12 protein-coding genes are annotated in these 18,274 nt (G+C 38.5%); 2 read left to right on the top strand and 10 right to left on the bottom strand.

Annotated elements, in window-relative coordinates; all coding sequences use genetic code 11:
• Window positions 1–61: 61 nt before the first annotated feature.
• From GD597_RS08545 to GD597_RS08500, 10 genes are all read right to left on the bottom strand, one after another.
• The gene (locus GD597_RS08545; RefSeq protein ID WP_171607413.1) at window positions 62–2,509 is read right to left on the bottom strand and encodes a tail fiber domain-containing protein; all 2,448 of its coding nucleotides are present in this window, start codon (window positions 2,507–2,509) and stop codon (window positions 62–64) included.
• A 359-nt stretch (window positions 2,510–2,868) separates the two neighbouring features.
• Window positions 2,869–3,318, bottom strand: coding sequence for a hypothetical protein (locus GD597_RS08540; RefSeq protein WP_171607412.1), 450 nt, complete (start codon window positions 3,316–3,318; stop codon window positions 2,869–2,871).
• 111 nt (window positions 3,319–3,429) lie between these two features.
• On the bottom strand, window positions 3,430–3,897 hold the full coding sequence (locus GD597_RS08535; protein WP_171607411.1) for a hypothetical protein: 468 nt from the start codon (window positions 3,895–3,897) through the stop codon (window positions 3,430–3,432).
• 164 nt (window positions 3,898–4,061) lie between these two features.
• Window positions 4,062–4,694, bottom strand: a complete 633-nt coding sequence (locus tag GD597_RS08530) for a response regulator (RefSeq protein ID WP_171607410.1) — start codon at window positions 4,692–4,694, stop codon at window positions 4,062–4,064.
• A 60-nt stretch (window positions 4,695–4,754) separates the two neighbouring features.
• Window positions 4,755–7,097 (bottom strand): tetratricopeptide repeat-containing sensor histidine kinase, encoded by a 2,343-nt coding sequence (locus tag GD597_RS08525; protein WP_171607409.1) that lies wholly within the window; start codon window positions 7,095–7,097, stop codon window positions 4,755–4,757.
• A gap of 331 nt (window positions 7,098–7,428) precedes the next feature.
• A complete protein-coding gene (locus GD597_RS08520) occupies window positions 7,429–7,794 on the bottom strand; it encodes a hypothetical protein (protein ID WP_171607408.1) in 366 nt (121 codons plus the stop codon).
• Window positions 7,795–8,031: 237 nt separating this feature from the next.
• A complete protein-coding gene (locus GD597_RS08515) occupies window positions 8,032–8,703 on the bottom strand; it encodes a uracil-DNA glycosylase family protein (protein WP_171607407.1) in 672 nt (223 codons plus the stop codon).
• Window positions 8,704–8,873: 170 nt separating this feature from the next.
• On the bottom strand, window positions 8,874–9,947 hold the full coding sequence (locus GD597_RS08510) for a 3-oxoacyl-ACP synthase III family protein (RefSeq protein ID WP_171607406.1): 1,074 nt from the start codon (window positions 9,945–9,947) through the stop codon (window positions 8,874–8,876).
• A gap of 191 nt (window positions 9,948–10,138) precedes the next feature.
• Entirely contained in the window at window positions 10,139–11,221 is a 1,083-nt protein-coding gene (locus GD597_RS08505) for a mannose-1-phosphate guanylyltransferase (RefSeq protein WP_171607405.1), read from the bottom strand.
• A 17-nt stretch (window positions 11,222–11,238) separates the two neighbouring features.
• Window positions 11,239–12,204, bottom strand: coding sequence for a KpsF/GutQ family sugar-phosphate isomerase (locus GD597_RS08500; protein ID WP_171607404.1), 966 nt, complete (start codon window positions 12,202–12,204; stop codon window positions 11,239–11,241).
• Window positions 12,205–12,422: 218 nt separating this feature from the next.
• Here GD597_RS08500 and recQ point away from each other — a divergent pair, with 218 nt between their 5' ends.
• Together recQ and GD597_RS08490 are read left to right on the top strand one after the other, a co-directional pair.
• Entirely contained in the window at window positions 12,423–14,711 is a 2,289-nt protein-coding gene (gene recQ / locus GD597_RS08495) for a DNA helicase RecQ (protein ID WP_171607403.1), read from the top strand.
• An 820-nt stretch (window positions 14,712–15,531) separates the two neighbouring features.
• On the top strand, window positions 15,532–18,204 hold the full coding sequence (locus GD597_RS08490; RefSeq protein ID WP_171607402.1) for an MGH1-like glycoside hydrolase domain-containing protein: 2,673 nt from the start codon (window positions 15,532–15,534) through the stop codon (window positions 18,202–18,204).
• Window positions 18,205–18,274 lie beyond the last annotated feature (70 nt).

The following is an 18,274-nucleotide window of genomic DNA, read 5'->3' as shown; positions in this document are numbered from 1 at the left end:
AAAGAGCAGGATGTACAAGTGTGTGACGCAAGGGACGATGCCACTTGTACAATTGCCCGGCTCATCTTATTATTTCCATCTTTTTACTATCCACCATTTTGCCATCCATATACAAAGTATAATGATACAGCCCGTTTGCAAGTGAGCCTGTGGCCATACTTACAGATCCTTTACCTGCAGCGTTCAGTATAAACTGTTTTATGTTTTTACCATTGTTATCTGTTACGATAATTGTTGCGCTGCTAAATTTTGCAGGTAAAGAAAAATTGATGGTAGTAGACTGTCTTGAAGGGTTGGGAATATTTTGATCTAATTGTGCATTTGTTTGGGTATTTGGCGATTGCCGGTTGACTGACTGCATCAACAATTTCAATTCATCAATTTGATTTTGAAGATTGTCGATTTTTTTATTTTGTTCGATTATCTGCACATCTTTTGCATCATTCATTTTACTCAATTCCTGTACAGCTTTTGTAAGTGGCACTACAAACTCTGCATAACGCAAACCATATAAACCATCTTTGTTCTGCGGCTTATCTACACCACTGAAATTGTAATTTATTTTTTCTGCTGCTTTTTCTACATCCTGCGCTATAAAGCCATTATATACAATTTTTGCTGCCTTGTCTGATGACTCTTTCATATTCACCTTCATCTTTTCATAAACGCTGTCGAGCTTTCGTCCTTTGGTGTAATATGCATCTAAACCATTTATGTCAACCGTATAGGTTATGGGTTGTAGGCTGTTTACGAAAGCAAGCCCCTGCACATCTTGTTTTATATTTTTTTTATACCTGCCATCGCTAAAAGTTGTCCAGCCCACCTGACCTCCAATGCTGGATACAGTTGTATTGCCAATACGTACTTTGTTGCTGGCGTCAACAAGGGCATCACTTCCTATACTGGTGGCATTTATTAAATTATTATTTAGGCATTCTGCGTCATTTCCAATAAATGTATTTTTCCATCCGGTAGTATTGTATGTGCCGGCATGAAAGCCAACTGCTGTATTAAAGTCACCACTTGAATTTTGAGAAAGTGCCCATTTACCAATGGCAGTGTTTAGTGAACCATTCAGGCTATAACGTAGTGCCCAATAGCCGATGGCAGTATTGCCCTCTCCATTGAAGTTGGTAATAAGTGTCTGAGAACCTATACTTGTGTTTTCAAAGCCGGAAGTATTGTTTTTTAATGCATCAGTTCCTATGGCTGTGTTTTCAGTACCATAAGAATTCAAGGGTAATGCATTACTGCCAACAGCTGTATTATTATAACCAGTTGTATTAAACTGTAAAGTATTATATCCTGTTGCGGTATTACCGTATCCTGTGGTATTTGATTGCAAACTATAAGCTCCTATGGCAGTGCTGGCATTTCCAGTAGTATTATTTTGTAGACTATAACTTCCAATTGAAGTGTTCTCATATCCCGTTGTGTTGTTTTGTAGTGCAAAAATACCAGCAGCAAGATTGGCATATCCACTTGTATTTGCCTGTAGTGTACTTTTACCAATTGCTGTATTAGAAAAGCCCGTTGTGTTTGCAGACAATGCCCCTACACCAAATGCTGAATTATTTATGCCGGTTGTATTGGCAAACAATGCACTATTTCCATTTGCAGTATTATTACTACCCGTCGTATTTGCCTGTAGTGAGTAGTGACCTGTGGCAGTATTTGAGGTGCCGGTTGTATTTGCATACAAACTATAATTGCCTATGGCTATATTTTCATTACTGGTAGTGTTATTATAAAGCGCCACATCACCGATGGCAATATTTCCACTGCCACTTATATTTTGCAGTAAAGCTGTATTACCAATGGCAACGTTGCTACTGCCGGTGGTGTTATTCAGCAAAGCACCATAACCTAATGCTGCGTTATAGTTACCGCTTTGGTTACTTTGTAAACTATTACTGCCAATCGCCGTGTTTTGATAACCTAATGTGTTGTTAAGCAAACTGTAAGTACCAACGGCAGTATTGTATCCGCCAGAGGTATTGCTGAACAGCGATTGATAGCCAAATGCAGAATTGTTGAAATTGGTATTGCTTACCAAGGACTTATACCCAAAACTTGTATTAGCTGCAGAACTAAAATCAAGACTTCCTGAAACCTGGTTATTTACTCTAAATAATAAAGGTTGTGCATCGGTAGTGCCGATAAAATTAGCTGCTGGTGATGTGCCCGCATTTCCGGTAAGTAACCAGCCTTTACTTTTTGGTGTTATAGCTGTCCATGTTGCACCAGTATAATAATAAAAGCCCGGTGTGCTGTTGGTTTGATAAATCATCAAACCGATGGATGGAGCAACAATGGCATTGCGTTGTGTTGCAGTCATACGTGGAATAAGCAGGCCTTTTGTAGTACTTACCATTTCAAGCATTGCAGAAGCATTGGGTGATGTAGTGCCAATGCCTGCGCTGCCTGTTGCAGGAAATATGTTTTGCGCATGGGCAGATAAGGCCATTAACATAGTTGTGGAAGCCGCAATAAAATATGTTGTTTTCATAACTGGGGAATGTTGATTTTAGAAAAATGCAAATCAGATTTTACAATTATTTCAACTGGTACAGATAAGCATAAATAGCGCCTAATTCATTATCTGTTTAAGTAAAGGCTTTTACAGGCATTGCAGCCGAAAGTTCTTTACCATCAGGCTTTTTTGCCGGTATGAAACAGGTTTAAAAAATCAGGTTTGATTATGCAGTTATGGTGGGCCCAATGTGAGCCAACCTTTTAGTTAACATGGCATCTTTCCTTGCGTCGCACTCTTCAGGTTTCATTTCATAGATCAGCAAAGAGCAAGGCGTACAAGAGTGCGACGCAAGGATGCTTAATAGCATTTCTGCATTTGGGCTCAATATTTTTTTAAACTTCATATTGCGCACCATTTGCTAGATGGAGATTATTGCATAGTGCCCATACGTGATTTAATGGATCTGCGGAAACAACCATACTGCCTGGCTGATTTTTACAAAATCTCAGCAGATTTACAACATCATTAAAACGGTTTAATGCATAATAGAGAAAGAAGAAGTCTTTACCGTTTACTTTTTCCAGATGATTTATCTGCGTTGCCGGAATATCTGTAGGTTTAACTTGTAACGGTTCTTGCCCGGGTAATGTAGTGTGCTGGGGATATGTGAAAATGAGATAGCCGGTATGCCTTACATCTCCGGCGCCATTGTTTTGGAAGCAATTGATATAAGCGGCTTCCCATGGGTTACTGCTTTGGCTGTAATAGTGAACCGTATATTCGTTAAAATAAATAAGGGTTGCATCTTTAGATTCAATGCCTTGCGTGAATATCGTTGACATAAATTTTTATTTTTTTGTGTAATCTTTTAATTGAGAATTTTCTGCTTACTTAGGTATAGAGATCTATGTATTAACTGCTTTATTTTACTGGTGTACAGGTAACATAATAAGTTACATGATTGCACCTGCTTTAGTGATGGCTTTGTGGTTTAAAACCCTGCCTAAAAGCGAAATGCTGATTTTAGCAGCTACCTGATCACTTAACTCTTTTCCCAATGCCAGGTTGTAATCAGGAGCATCAGGGCCATTGCCACCAACATGCGGTACATAAGCCGGCACTTGAGCCTGAAAGCTAAGCAGGGGATTGCTATGTCGGTTTTCGTCAGCATCATCCACAATAGATGCCGCAAATTTTTCAGTTACTATTTGTGCCTGTTCCTTAAGCACGCTTATCAGCAGCTCTTTAGCTTCGTTATTTTTAACCGAAGCAAGATGTTGCTTTATTACTTGGGTTGCAAAAATTGCCTGCCCTAATTCGTTAAATTTAGCAGGGTCCCAAAGTGGGCCGTAAACCCAGTGAAATCCTGTTTCGCCTGGTACAAGGATCCAACCTCCTGCAAGCATTAAATTGTGTATCATAGTTTTATTTTTTTGTGCCTACTCTTTTAATAAGGATTTTCAGCTTACTCCCTTTCTTTGTAAGTTTTGGCAAAGGCATGGCCATAGTACGGGCATTTATACCTGTTGCTTCATTAGTCTATATAAATCAGTAAGAAATATTTATGAGTCAGAAAACGGGTTGATCAGTTCTCTTTTACGATACGGTATTTAAGCGCTTTGGTGATGGCTTCTTTGCCGGTATTTACCTGTAGCTTAGTGTAAATGTTTTTAAGGTGTGTACGTACGGTATCCATTGCAATAAAACATTCTGCACTGATGCGTTTATAAGTGTAGCCATCTACCAGCAGTTGCAATATTTGTTGCTCACGCTGAGATAAATCGAAACTTTGTTTTGGTTTATTATGAAAAGCCTGCAATACTCTTTTGGCTACTCCCGGCGAAATAGGTGCACTGCCAAGCGTTACATCCTTAATAGCTTCGTAAAGTTTTGCAGGCGAAGTGTTTTTTAGCAAGTAACCGTCTGCACCTGCTTCAAGCGATTTAAAGATCTTATCATCATCATCAAATACTGTATGCATGATCACGTTGATCTCAGGATTGGTTTCTTTTATTTTTTCAACACCGTAGATACCATTTTTCCCGGGCATGTCAATATCCATCAGCACCACCTGTGGTTGCAGCGATTTTATATCCTGCTCAACTGTATTGCAATTGCTGAATGCGGCAATTACTTTTACATCTTCCATACCACCAAGCATCAGGCTTAGCGATTCGCGTAAAATATCTTTGTCTTCGTATATAATGAGGTTCAGCATTTAATTCGTATGCAAGATAGAAATCCAAATGGTATAATGCAATCACTCATTTCCGTGATTTTAGAGCGGTATCGTTACACTAATGTTTGTGCCGCTGCCCGGTGCTGATTGCAAAATGAATTTTGCATTGATCATCTTTGCCCGCCGCTGCATGTTTTCTATGCCATTGCCTTTTGTTATATGGGCAGCATCAAAGCCATTGCCATTATCTTTTACGTCAAGTTGTATCTGATTTGCTTCTTTATTGAATTTAATAATGGCTTTTGTTGCGCCTGAATACTTGGCGAGATTGTTAACCGATTCTTTAAAAATAAGATAAATGTTCTGGCGGATGTCTGCATCTGTTATTTCATCGCCGGGTTTAATATTGGCTTCAAAACTGTAGTCAATATTTTTTGTTTCAAGCAGTTCGGCGGCATAACGTTTCATGCGCCCAAGAATGATATCGAGCTTATTATTTTTGGGATTGATGCTCCAGACAATATCGCGTAATGCATTGGTTACTTCAGTTGTTTGTTCATTCATTTTCTGGAGGTATTCATTTCTTGTTGCAGCATCAATTTTTTGCTGCTGCGATAATTGGGAGAGGATGTTGATGCTGGTTAGTGATGCGCCGATATCATCATGCAAATCTGATGAAATTCGCTGCTGCATACGCTCCATTGCAATGGAACGTTTAAGTTTATAGCGATTTATGATAACAGCAATAAGTATCAATAATAGTATTATACCGCCAACAGATGCATTGCGGATGATCTTTTGATTTTCTAATTGTTGTTCCTGGAGCACTTTGTCTTTATTCAGTGAAATGATCTCCTGTTCTTTTTTTTCCGTTTCGAATTGTATTTGCTGGCTGGTAATACCTTTTGCTTTTTCTGCATTGATAAGTGTGTCCTGGATCTCTATATATTCTTTAAGATAAGCTAAGGATGTTCTATAATCTATCTTTTGTTCGTAAAGTTTACTTAGCTCGTGCAATGCAAGCCGTTGATTAAGCAACAGGCTGCCATCATTTTTTGTGATTTCCAATGCGCGGAGTAAATACGCTTCCGCTGTCTGAAATTTTGTTGCAGGTTCAATGCCACTTTTCTTTAGTTCTGAATCGGGAGTTATCAATATTAATTTGCCCAGTGATTCCAGGGTGCCGGATAAATAAGTACTGGATTTTATTTTTTCTGAATAAGAAATAGATTGCCTGTAATTATAAAAAGACTGTACATAGTTACCGTCATCTCGACAGGCATCGCCAAGATGATCATAGACTGAAGCGAGACGATAATCGAATTTTAGTTTTTTTGCTGCTGTCAAAGCGCTGTCAAAATATACCAGTGCTTTTTTGGGTTCTTTATTTTCGAGTGCTATAGATCCGATGCCCGTATAGGAAGTAATTACTATCTCCAGCCCGTTGACACCTTTTTCTGATTCATTTACTGCTTTAGCCAGTACCAATGCCTTTTGAAAATATTGTAATGCACTCGTATATTCATTCATGTGAGAAAGCTTTGAACCAACTCTTTGCAAACAATCTGCCTGTCCCTGCAGGTTGTTCATTTGCTCACTTATACGCAAGCCTTTCAGAATGCACTCCATTTCCATTTTGTCATCCTGCAGATTGTTATACACATTGGCCATTTGTGAATATACCATAGCAAGCCCTGGTAAATTTTTGTCTTTTTCGTAATACTTCTGCGCAAGCAGCAGGTAGCTCATTGCTTCTTTTGTTTGGCCATCATTTACATACATGTGCGCAATATCTACGTAAACAAATGCAGGCTTGTATTCATTTCCTATGGACAGGAATATTGAATCTGCTTTTCTGAAATAAATAAATGCGGTATCGTTTACACCGGTATATTTATAAATATATCCAATAAACATTGTTGCATTTGCAATACCAAATTTGTATTTAGTACTGTTATATATTTTCAATGCTTTGACTGCGTCAACTTTACATGCCGTAAAGTCTCCCTGAACGCCATGCAAAAGGCTGGATACCATAGAACAATCACCAATGCCATTACTATTTTTTTGTTCGGAATTTAATGTAATAGCACTTTTAATAAGACTGTCTGCCTCAATATACCTTCCTTTTCGTGTAAAAATTTCTGCTTTACAGCAATATGCTTTTGCAAGTGCTTTATTATCGCTCAGCTTTTTTGAAAGCACTATTGCTTTATTAGCACAGATAATACCACTGTCAAATTTGCTTAGAAGTGTAAGTTTACAGGTTTCTGATAATTCATTTAATAGATTAAGCCGTTTTGCGTCTTCTTTAGGATGATTATTTAAGGCTATTTGCAGGCTATCATATCTCGCTTTTTGTCCATTGGCAGGTAAAGTAAATAGAAAAGATGAAACTGTAGCAAATACAATGATGCATTTAGCGAACATGAAATGTTTCATGAAGTATTGATGTTATATTTCATTAATGAATATTCTAATATAATCTTTTTTTTCAAATATTTAACCCTATTACATTTGTTTAGAAAGCTTCTTTTTGAACAGAAAATATAAGACCTATACTTCACCAGGCCCGAGTCTATTCTGCACTACCAGTGTGCGACGCAAGGATGTTGATTTAAAATACATACATCTGGCTAATAAAATTCTTTTTATTTAATAAGCACCATTCGCTTACTATCTATAAACCTGCCATCAACATACATTGCATAAATATATACACCACTCGCCAGCATACCAGCGTTGATGGCTATTGCACCTTTGCCTGCAGATGTTAGTGTAAACTGTTTACTACCCTGCCGCAAAGTATAAAACCTCCATCTGTTGTGGTTTGTACTGCATCAAACACTTCATCTTTTGTGCCGCCAATGCATTTCTTCCATTGTATAACGCCCCAATTATCAGTTTTAAAAACCCAGCCATCTGCACCCCCATGATTACCGCTTACATCACCATCGCTTCGTCCTGTATAACCTGTCATGATATAGCCATCAGCAGTTTGCTTAATACTGAAAACTCCATCGTTTTTAGTGCCTCCATACGCTTTTTGCCATTGTATAGGTGGAGTTGTAGATTGAGCAAAAGCTAACTGATTTATAAAAATGCAAAACAAAAGCATTTGTGGAAGTATTTTTTTCATGTAGAAAATATTATCTATATAAAATTATACTACTTAAAATACTTAAGTAATCACCTCTTTCCGTGATTTTTTAAAAGATGTATTTGAGCCAACCACTTGCTAATTTGGTTTTTAATGCTTTTGAGGGGCGCCAAAATATGATTATGTTATGGTTAGTTGAAGTAAATACCGGATTAGAAAAGCCCGGCCCATAATGACCCGAATGATATGATAGTTTAAATGTAATAGAGGGTGATATTATTTTGTAGCAAGCGTTTGGAGGTAATGGGCAATATAGGCCTCTTTTTGCTTTACCTTATATTGCATGATAAACCGGGGATGTGGCAGGCCCTTTATACTGCCAAACCATTTGTATTTTTCATTTAAGCGTGTTAAAAATTTAAGGTTCTCCCCTTCTCCAATGCAAAAGCAAATATTGGTGTTTATTCCAAAACTTATTTGCGTTTGTATACAATCCGCAGCAAAGCTTTCTATTTTTTTCATCAATTTTTTATCATCATAATAATTCAGGTTTTTGCCTTGTTTTACAAAACCTAGCGGACTAACCGATGAAATATAAAATTGCTGGTAGAAAGTTTCGGGGCCTCCAAAAGCGGCAATCATATCGTATATAAATGCTGAAGAAAGTTCTTTTTGTTTTGTAAACTCATTGGCTATTAAACAATTGTTTGCCAGGCGAATAGGATCGGTAAAGGGGATGCCGGTTACACCACCGCCAAACCTGCCGGGGTTTATACCCAGCAGCAGATGTCTTTGGTGATGGTTATGATAAAATTGCTGGTAAAATCTGGTGCAGGCTAGTTGTACATTTGGTTGCTGGTACACATCTAAAACACCTACATCTTTTGGAAGTTTAAACGGTAATTGCAGTGAAAATAAAAAGCTGGTTACTTTTTCGCCAAAAAACATAGGATTAATTTATTTATGTAAACGTGTAATGGCAATAAAACAGGCAGTTAATTGCTGCTTTTACGATGTAGTACAAGTGTGCGACGCAAGTAAAGCTACATTATGTTGTTATTGCCGGGCCCAAAAAAAGCCCCTTTAACCGGAGCTTTTACATATGATTTGATATGTGCCTACATGCGGTAACAAACGGCATTAATATTCATTCCTGCACCTACTGATGCAAAAACAATGATATCATTTTTTTCCATGCTATGTTCTGGCATAAGACCTTTTTGTACCATATCGAACAAAGTGGGAATGGTGGCTACAGAACTGTTACCGAGTTTATGAATATTCATGGGCATTACGTCTGCAGGCATATGTTCGTACCCGTAGAGCTTATATAGCGCATTCACTATGGCTTCGTCCATTTTTTCGTTGGCCTGATGGATAAATATCTTTTTTACTTCGTTGATATTTACCCCGCTTTTATCAATGCAATCTTTCATGGCTTCGGGTACATGTTTTAGGGCGTATTCGTATACTTTACGGCCTTTCATTTTTATATAACGTACACTAGGATCTGCATCTGGCAAATAAGAGCGGCCCATGGTTATATAACCAGCTTCGTTGATACAATGTGATTGTACAGATGCCGATAAGATACCGCTGCCCGTGGTTTCCACTTCTTTATTTTCCAATATACAGGCACCGGCACCATCGCTAAAAATCATGCTGTCGCGGTCGTGGGCATCTATTACCCGGCTAAGTGTTTCGGTGCCAATAACCAGTGCTTTTTTTGCGATACCTGCTTTAAAAAATGCATCGGCCTGTATTACGCCCTGCAGCCAGCCGGGGCATCCGAAAAGAATATCGTAAGCTATACAGGATGGGTTTTCTATTCCCAACACATGTTTTATTCTGGAAGCAAGGGATGGTACTGCATCTGTTTGTATAGTGTTGCTGAGTACGTCGCCAAAGTTTTGAGCTACAATAATCTGGTCGATGGTTTCGGGGTTAATCCCAGATTCCTGAATGGCCAGTTTGGCTGCTTCGGCCCCAATGCCGGAAGCTGTTTGGGTGGCGGGAGCATACCTTCGTTCTTCGATACCCGTTATTTGCTGGAATTTTTTAACTATTACACTGGATGGGATATTGAGTGGCTTATGGTCTTCGCCAAAGAAGCTATGCACACCAAAGTCTTCATTTGTTTTAGTTTCCGGAGGTATATAACAACCTGTGCCGGTAATTACAGATCTAAACATGATATTAATTTATACATTGCTTTGTTACAGTAATGTGTTGAAGGTAATAGCTAAACCAAATATCAGCACTAAAAATACCTGTGCCCCGATAAAATTTTAACAATTGCTGTGCTTATTGCCGCATTTAGTGTTGTGGTACAAGAGTGCGACGCAAGTGCAGCTATATTAATAATCTACAGTTGGGTTAATGATTATAAATACCTGTCGCCCTTATTTCTTTTTACTTCGGCTACATATTCTTTTACCTGCTGTTCGTTTTCTTTTTTACAGATAAGCAATACATCTTCGGTATCTACAATAATAAAGTCGTCCAGCCCCTGCAATACCAATAATTTGTTATGGGGGGCCGATACCATACATTTGGTGGCATCGATAATCATAACATTATTACCGGCTACTGCATTACCCAGGTAATCTTTTTCCAGGGTTTCGTAGGCGCTATTCCAGGTGCCTAAATCGCTCCAGCCAAAGGAGGAAGGAATAACGTAAACGTTACTGGCTTTTTCCATGATGGCATAATCGATGGAAATATTGGTGCATAATGGGTAAATTCTGGCTAAAGCATTGCTTTCTTCCGGTGTATTAAAAAGCAATTGCTCTGCGGCAAAAACCTCGAACATTTCGGGTTGATATTTTTCGAAAGCCCTTACCACATCTTCTACCCGCCAGATGAATATCCCAGCATTCCAAAGAAAATCGCCGCTGGCAATAAAGGTTTTGGCTAATTCTGTATTGGGTTTTTCGGTAAATGTTTTTACCTGATAAATATTATCGGCTACGGCCTGGGTTTCGTGCTGAATATAACCGTAACCGGTATTAGGATAAGTTGGCTTTATACCCAGGGTTACAAATGATTTCATGTGCTCGGCAAAACCAAGTGCTTCTAATGCTACCCGTTCAAACTCGGCATTATCCAATACCAAATGATCGCTTGGTGCTACAATTAGGGCGGCTGCAGGATCAATTTGAGCCAGTTTAAAAGCAATATAAGCTACACAGGGAGCAGTATTTTTTCTACTGGGCTCTGCCAAAATATTGGCTGCATTTATTTCAGGTAATTGCTCCTGAACAATACCTGCATATTCTTCGGATGTTACAACGAAGATGTTTTCTTTGGGCAGAAAAGAGGCGTACCTGTCGAAAGTAGACTGTATAAGCGTTTTTCCGGAGTTCAAAATATCCAGAAATTGTTTGGGGTAGGCAGTTCTGCTTTTAGGCCAGAACCTGCTGCCTATACCGCCTGCCAGAATGGCTACATAATAATGGTTATTCATAAGTAAAGATTATTGCTTTATATAATGCCTTCCCTTATCAGGTCGTGCAGATGCAATATACCTAAATAGGCATCATCTGTACCTGATACTAAAACCTGACTGATATCAAATTGTTTCATCATTTCAAAAGCTTCGGCAGCAAGCAATGCTGGCTGCACACATTTTGGCGTGGTGCTATATATGTCTGCAGCTTTTATAACACTCAGATTATCAATGGTTTCAAGCATTCTGCGTACGTCTCCATCGGTAATAATGCCTTTTACCTTGTTGTTTGCATCTACTACTGCGGTAGCACCTAAACGGCCTTTACTGATAGCAAGGATAACCTCTTTTAATGTAGCATCGGCTAAAACGGCCGGTTTTTCATTAAGGGTATATACATCGTCTACCTTAAGGTATAATTTTTTACCTAAGTTACCACCCGGATGGTAACGGGCAAAATCCTTACCGGTAAATTTATTTAATTCCATTAAACAAACTGCTAAAGCATCGCCCATCACCATTTGAGCCGTAGTACTGCTCGTTGGCGCCAAATTATTGGGGCAGGCTTCCTTGGCAACGGTGGTATCCAAAATAAAATTACTTTCCCGGGCCAGTAAAGCATTTTTATTGCCTACCATGCCAATAAGTATATTGCCAAAATTTTTAATAAGAGGGATTAACACTTTAATCTCAGGGCTTTCTCCACTTTTACTGATTACAATTACAACATCATCTTCCTGAATCATACCCAAATCGCCATGAATGGCATCGGCTGCATGCATAAAAAGCGCCGGAGTGCCTGTTGAGTTTAGGGTAGCAACAATTTTTTGGCCCACTATAGCACTTTTGCCAATTCCGGTAATTACAACCCTTCCTTTGGCAGCATGTATTGTTTCTACTGCACCTACAAAATCATCGTCAATAAAGGCTTTAAGGCCTTCAACTGACCTGGATTCCAATTCTATGGTAAGTAAAGCGGATGTTTTGATATCGGTTTTCATCTATGCAAAGGTAAACTTTAACAACAATCGATTTTTTAATAAAAGATTTGAAGGTTAACTTCGTTTAACTCCGCAACAGGTAAACATATTAACCAGCATCATCTGCTCCAGATTCAGTAAATGAAATTTTAATTACTCTATCCGGATTAAAAGCGGTAACTTTTAGTATTATTTTTATTTAAAATCCACTTTCTTGTGGGAGTGAAATATAGTGAACAATGGAAACCATTTCTAAGAAATCAGCATCAAAAAAGGCTACAGCAACCAAATCCAACACAACAAAAACCACCACCAAAAAAAAACCGGCCAATCAACATAAACTGGATATTTATGAAGGATTGAAATTATATTTTGGATTTGAACATTTTAAAGGCCGCCAGGAAGAAGCTATTAATAGTTTATTAAATGGCAACGATACATTTGTAATTATGCCAACTGGTGGCGGTAAAAGTTTATGTTACCAGCTACCAGCCATGATTTTAGAAGGCTGCGCTATTATTGTAAGTCCCCTTATTGCATTAATGAAAAATCAGGTTGATTTGGTAAGGGGTTATAGCGAGAAAGATGATGTGGCCCATTTTTTAAACTCATCTTTAAATAAAGGCCAGATAAAAGAAGTAAAGGATGATTTGTTAGCCGGCAAAACAAAATTATTATACGTTGCCCCCGAAACCTTAACCAAACAGGAAAATCTGGATTTTTTTAGTGATTTAAAAGTGTCTTTTTTTGCGGTAGATGAAGCACACTGTATTTCTGAATGGGGTCACGATTTTCGGCCTGAATACAGGCGCCTGAGGGATATGATGGAAATTATTAATCCGGATGCAGCGGTTATTGCGCTTACAGCAACAGCCACACCTAAAGTACAAAGTGATATTGTAAAAAATCTGGCCCTGCGTAACCCCAATATTTTAATTTCTTCTTTTAACAGGCCAAACCTGTATTATGAAATTCAGCCCAAAATAAAAAAGGAGCAAACTGTAAAAAGTATAGTGCGCTTTATTTCTCAAAACATGGGCAAGAGTGGTATTATTTATACGCTTAACCGTAAAACCACCGAGGAATTGGCGGCCTTACTAGTAGCCAATAATATAAAGGCTGTGGCTTATCATGCCGGTTTAGACAGTAAAGTGCGTGCAGAACGCCAGGACCAGTTTTTGAATGAAGATGTACAGGTTATTGTAGCTACTATTGCATTTGGTATGGGTATAGATAAACCCGATATCAGATTTGTAATACATTTCAATATCCCTAAATCTATTGAAAATTATTATCAGGAAACCGGTCGCGGTGGCAGAGATGGTTTGGAGGGGAAATGTATTCTGTATTATTCTCATAAAGATGTTTCTAAACTGGAACATTTAATGCGGGATAAACCATTAAGTGAAAGGGAAGTTGGCGCACAACTTATTTTTGAAACAGTGGCTTTTGCTGAAAGCGCCGTATGCCGCCGTAAAATACTACTGCACTATTTTGGAGAAGATATAGAAGATAAAAACTGCGGCAATTGTGATAACTGCCTGCACCCCAAAGAACAAATTGAAGCAAAAGAAGCAGCAGTTAATGTTTTAAAAGTTGTAAAAGCATTAGACGAAAGATTTACTGCCGAGTATGTGCTAAATATTATTGTGGGTAAACTTACACCCCAGGTAACCATGTACCGCCACGAAAATCTGGATGTATTTGGTATTAGTAAAGATAAAGACGATCATTTCTGGAACAGCCTGATACGCCAAATGTTATTGGCAAACCTAATACGAAAAGACATTGAAGAATATGGCTTATTAAAGCTTACAGATTTAGGTATCAAATTCCTGAAAAAACCAGCTTCCTTTAAAATTGTACTTAACAACACATTTGATGAAGCCAATGAAGATGATGAGGAAGAAGGCGGCAATAGTGGCAATGCGGCAGCTGATGAAAAATTACAGGAACTATTAAAAGACCTTCGCCAGCGCGAAGCAAAGAAAAAAGGACTGCCCCCTTTTGTGTTATTTTTAGAATCCTCCCTGCAGGATATGGCCACCATGTACCCCACCACATTGTTGGAACTGGAAAAATGCCAGGGTGTTAGTAAGGGAAAGGCATTAAAATACGGCAGACCCTTTGTTGATTTAATTAGCAAATACGTTGAAGAAAACGAGGTAGAAAAACCTGATGATTTTGTAATGCGCAATGTGGCCAATAAAAGCAGTAACAAAATCTATATTATTCAAAATGTAGATAAAAAAATACCACTTGAAACCATTGCAAAAAACAAAGACCTAAGGTTAGACGCCATGCTGGAAGAAATGGAAACCATTGTTGCCAGCGGTACCAAACTAAACCTGAACTATGCTATTGACGATATGCTGGATGAAGATGAACAGGAAGAAATAATGGATTATTTTAAAAGTTGCCAAACCTCATCGCTGGATGTAGCCAAAGAAGAATTGGCCGATAGCGGGTACGAATGGGAACAATTAAAAATTATGCGTATCCGCTTCTTAAGCGAGTACGGAAACTAATCCTACAATATATTTTTAAAGCACGCTGATAAATTTAGCGTGCTTTTTTTGTTACCGGCAACATCACATTTATGGGGCTTTACTAGCCACGCTCGGTTCAGGGTTCCACTTTTATGGCAACAATAAAAGGCATAAAAAAACGCCCCGTTTTATAAGGCGTTTCTTTTAGACATTGGATTTTAAATGGAGTTTTTAATAGGTTTCTAACTTTATGAACTTCCCTTTATTTGTACTGTAAAGCTACGCCCCTGCAATAGCCCTAATTGTAGAATAAAACCAACTAATCATTTATTATTGCGCATTATATTTTGTAGAAGTGTTACTACAGTGCAATGTTACGAGGTGTATATATAATATAGCAGTTTAAAAAAAAGGTTTCAGCATGCTGAAACCTTTTTTTAGGAATTGGATTTTAAAATCTCTTTGTGAGATGTAGGTTTGGATGTTTTCACGGGTATTTGAACTATAAAACTTGTTTGCTCTTTCCACAGTAAAGATAGATAGCTGGTAGAACCTGCATTGTAGTAATAGTAAATGGTTTATTTGTATAGTTTGACCAAATTTTTTGTAGTAATAATTCTATAACATAACCTGCAAACCCCATAAATAGGATAGCCGATAAATGATTGGAACGTACAAGAGTGCGACGCAACGGATGTTGCAGATGGAATTAAATGCCAGGCTAACAAGCATTACATTATGTACTTAAATAAGCGGTATTATATAATTTCATTACCTTACCGGCTTAGGATTGCCTGTCAGGCCATATGAGAATAAGCATGCATTTGCATGGGATTTTATTATTGACAATTGATTATACATGACAGCAGAACAACAAAGACTAAAAGCTAACGCAGGTAAAAAAATTCCCCTTGAACAATGGGGCCCCTATGTATCAGACCGTCAATGGGGTACAGTAAGGGAAGATTACAGCGAAAACAGCGATGCATGGAATTATTTTCCTTTTAACGATTCTCACTGCCGTGCCTATCGTTGGGGCGAAGATGGAATTGGCGGTATATCGGATTTTTTTCAAAGCCTATGTTTTTCTGTTGCCTTATGGAATGGTAAAGATACTGTGCTGAAAGAACGCTTATTTGGCCTGGGCAATTATGAAGGCAACCATGGAGAAGATGTAAAGGAGCTGTATTATTATCTGGATAATACCCCTACCCATTATTATATGCAAATGCTGTACAAATATCCACAAGCAGCATTTCCCTACGAGCAGTTGCGGGAGGAAAACCGCAAACGAACCAAACTGGAAACAGAATATGAATTGCTGGATACCGGTGTGTTTGATGATAATAAATACTTTGATGTATTAATTACTTATGCCAAATACAGCAAAACAGATATTGCCATAAAGATTGATATCACCAACCGCGGTAAAACCACTGCCCCCATAACCGTTTTACCTACTTTATGGTTTTATAATCGTTGGCAAACAGAGGTGGCCGCAGATAATAGGAAGAAGCCTCTATTAAAAGAAATAAACGAGGGCACCGTTAGAGCTACCCATGAAAGATTGGGTGCTTATTACTTATATTATCCTAAAACCGTAGAAAGATATTTTACAGAGAATGAAACCAATACTGAAAAGCTGTATAATAAACCCAATATTACCCCATTTACAAAAGATGCCATTAATAATGCGGTAATAGACCAAATTAATGTTGATCAGCTAAAAAAGAATAAAACAGGTACCAAGTTTTCGCCGGTATATAAATTTAAAATTCCGGGTGGCAGCACCAAAACCATTTGTCTGCGCTTAAGTAATGTATTAATGGATGCGCCTTTTTCAAAAGGGTTCGATCAGATTTTTAATCAACGTAAAAAAGAAGCAGATGAATTTTATGCTGATGTATTACCCAAAAATGCATCAGAAGACCTCAAAAATATTCAACGCCAGGCATTGGCCGGTTTATTATGGAGCAAGCAATACTATCACTACGATATTGAAAACTGGCTATCTGTAAACGATGGTATAGCACATGTAAGCGATCAGCGGAAGAATGGCCGTAACCACCAATGGCTGCATTTAAAAAACCAGGATGTGTTATTGATGCCCGATAAGTGGGAATACCCCTGGTATGCGGCATGGGACCTGGCTTTTCACTGTATACCTATGGCATTAATAGATCCTACTTTTGCCAAGCATCAGCTGATACTGATGATGCGGGAATGGTATATGAAACCAGATGGGCAACTTCCTGCCTATGAGTGGAATTTTAGCGATGTTAACCCTCCTGTACATGCCTGGAGTGCATTACAGGTATACCATATTGAAAAGAAAAAAACCGGTAAGGGCGATATAGATTTTCTAAAACGCACCTTTCAAAAACTCATCATCAATTTTACCTGGTGGATTAACCGTAAAGACCCTAATGGTAATAATATCTTCGAAGGTGGTTTTCTTGGTTTGGATAATATTGGGGTATTTAACCGCAGTATACAATTGCATAGCGAAATGGAGCTGGAACAGGCAGATGGTACCAGCTGGATGGGCATGTATGCATTAAACCTGATGGATATGGCCATAGAAATTGCCATGCACGATATTTCTTTTGAGGATACTGCCACCAAGTTTTTTGAACATTTTGTATTAATTGCCGAAGCACTTAATGAAATGGGTCTTTGGAACAATGAAGACAAATTCTTTTATGATGTGCTGGGTTCGCCGGGTAATAAACCCATACAATTACGTATACAAAGTATTGTAGGTCTTACCAGTTTATTTGCCGTATCGGTAATTGAACGTAAAGTAATGCACCAGTTGGAAGACTTTAGTAAACGTATTAGCTGGTTTGAGAACTACCGTATAAAAAACAATAAATTCTGGCCCAATGAAGAGCATGATGAAGGAGAAAAAACCCTGCTTTCTCTTGTACCAAAAGATAAGTTGATAGCCTTATTGCAAAGGCTGGTTAGCGAGGCAGAATTTTTATCCGATGGTGGAATAAGGGCATTAAGCAAATACCACGAAGCCAACCCGTATAGTGTTAATATTCAGGGTACTGAGTATTCCATTGGATACGATCCCGGCGATAGTACCTCTGATTTTTTTGGGGGTAACAGCAATTGGCGTGGCCCCGTTTGGATGCCCATAAATTACCTGATTATCCAAAGCATCAAAAAATTTGGCGAGTTTTACGAGGGTAGCTTAACCATAGAATACCCCACTGGCTCTGGTATTTATATGGAGCTGGGCGAGGTGGCCAACGAACTGGTAAAACGTATTGTAACGCTGTTTAAATTAGACGAAAAAAATAACCGCCGGCTGCATGCCGAGTATAACTGGTTTTACAGTCTGCCCGAAAATAAAGACCTGGTACTGTATTACGAATATTTTAATGGAGATACCGGCCGTGGACTGGGTGCCGCACACCAAACTGGCTGGACGGCACTAATTGCCGAGCTGATTAACGAACTGGCCGAAAAGCAATTGCCGCCCAGTTTTACAAAGGCAAAAACGTACGAAGAAGAGGATTGATAGAAAAATAGAACCAATTTTTTATAACAAGCGGTAGAATAAATGGCATCGCCGCATGTTATGTATTTGT

Origin of the sequence: Limnovirga soli, from assembly GCF_013106755.1 — a bacterium.
GTDB classification, from domain to species: domain Bacteria; phylum Bacteroidota; class Bacteroidia; order Chitinophagales; family Chitinophagaceae; genus Limnovirga; species Limnovirga soli.
Note: the sequence above shows the minus strand (reverse complement) of the source record. Positions and strands in the feature narration are given on the sequence as shown.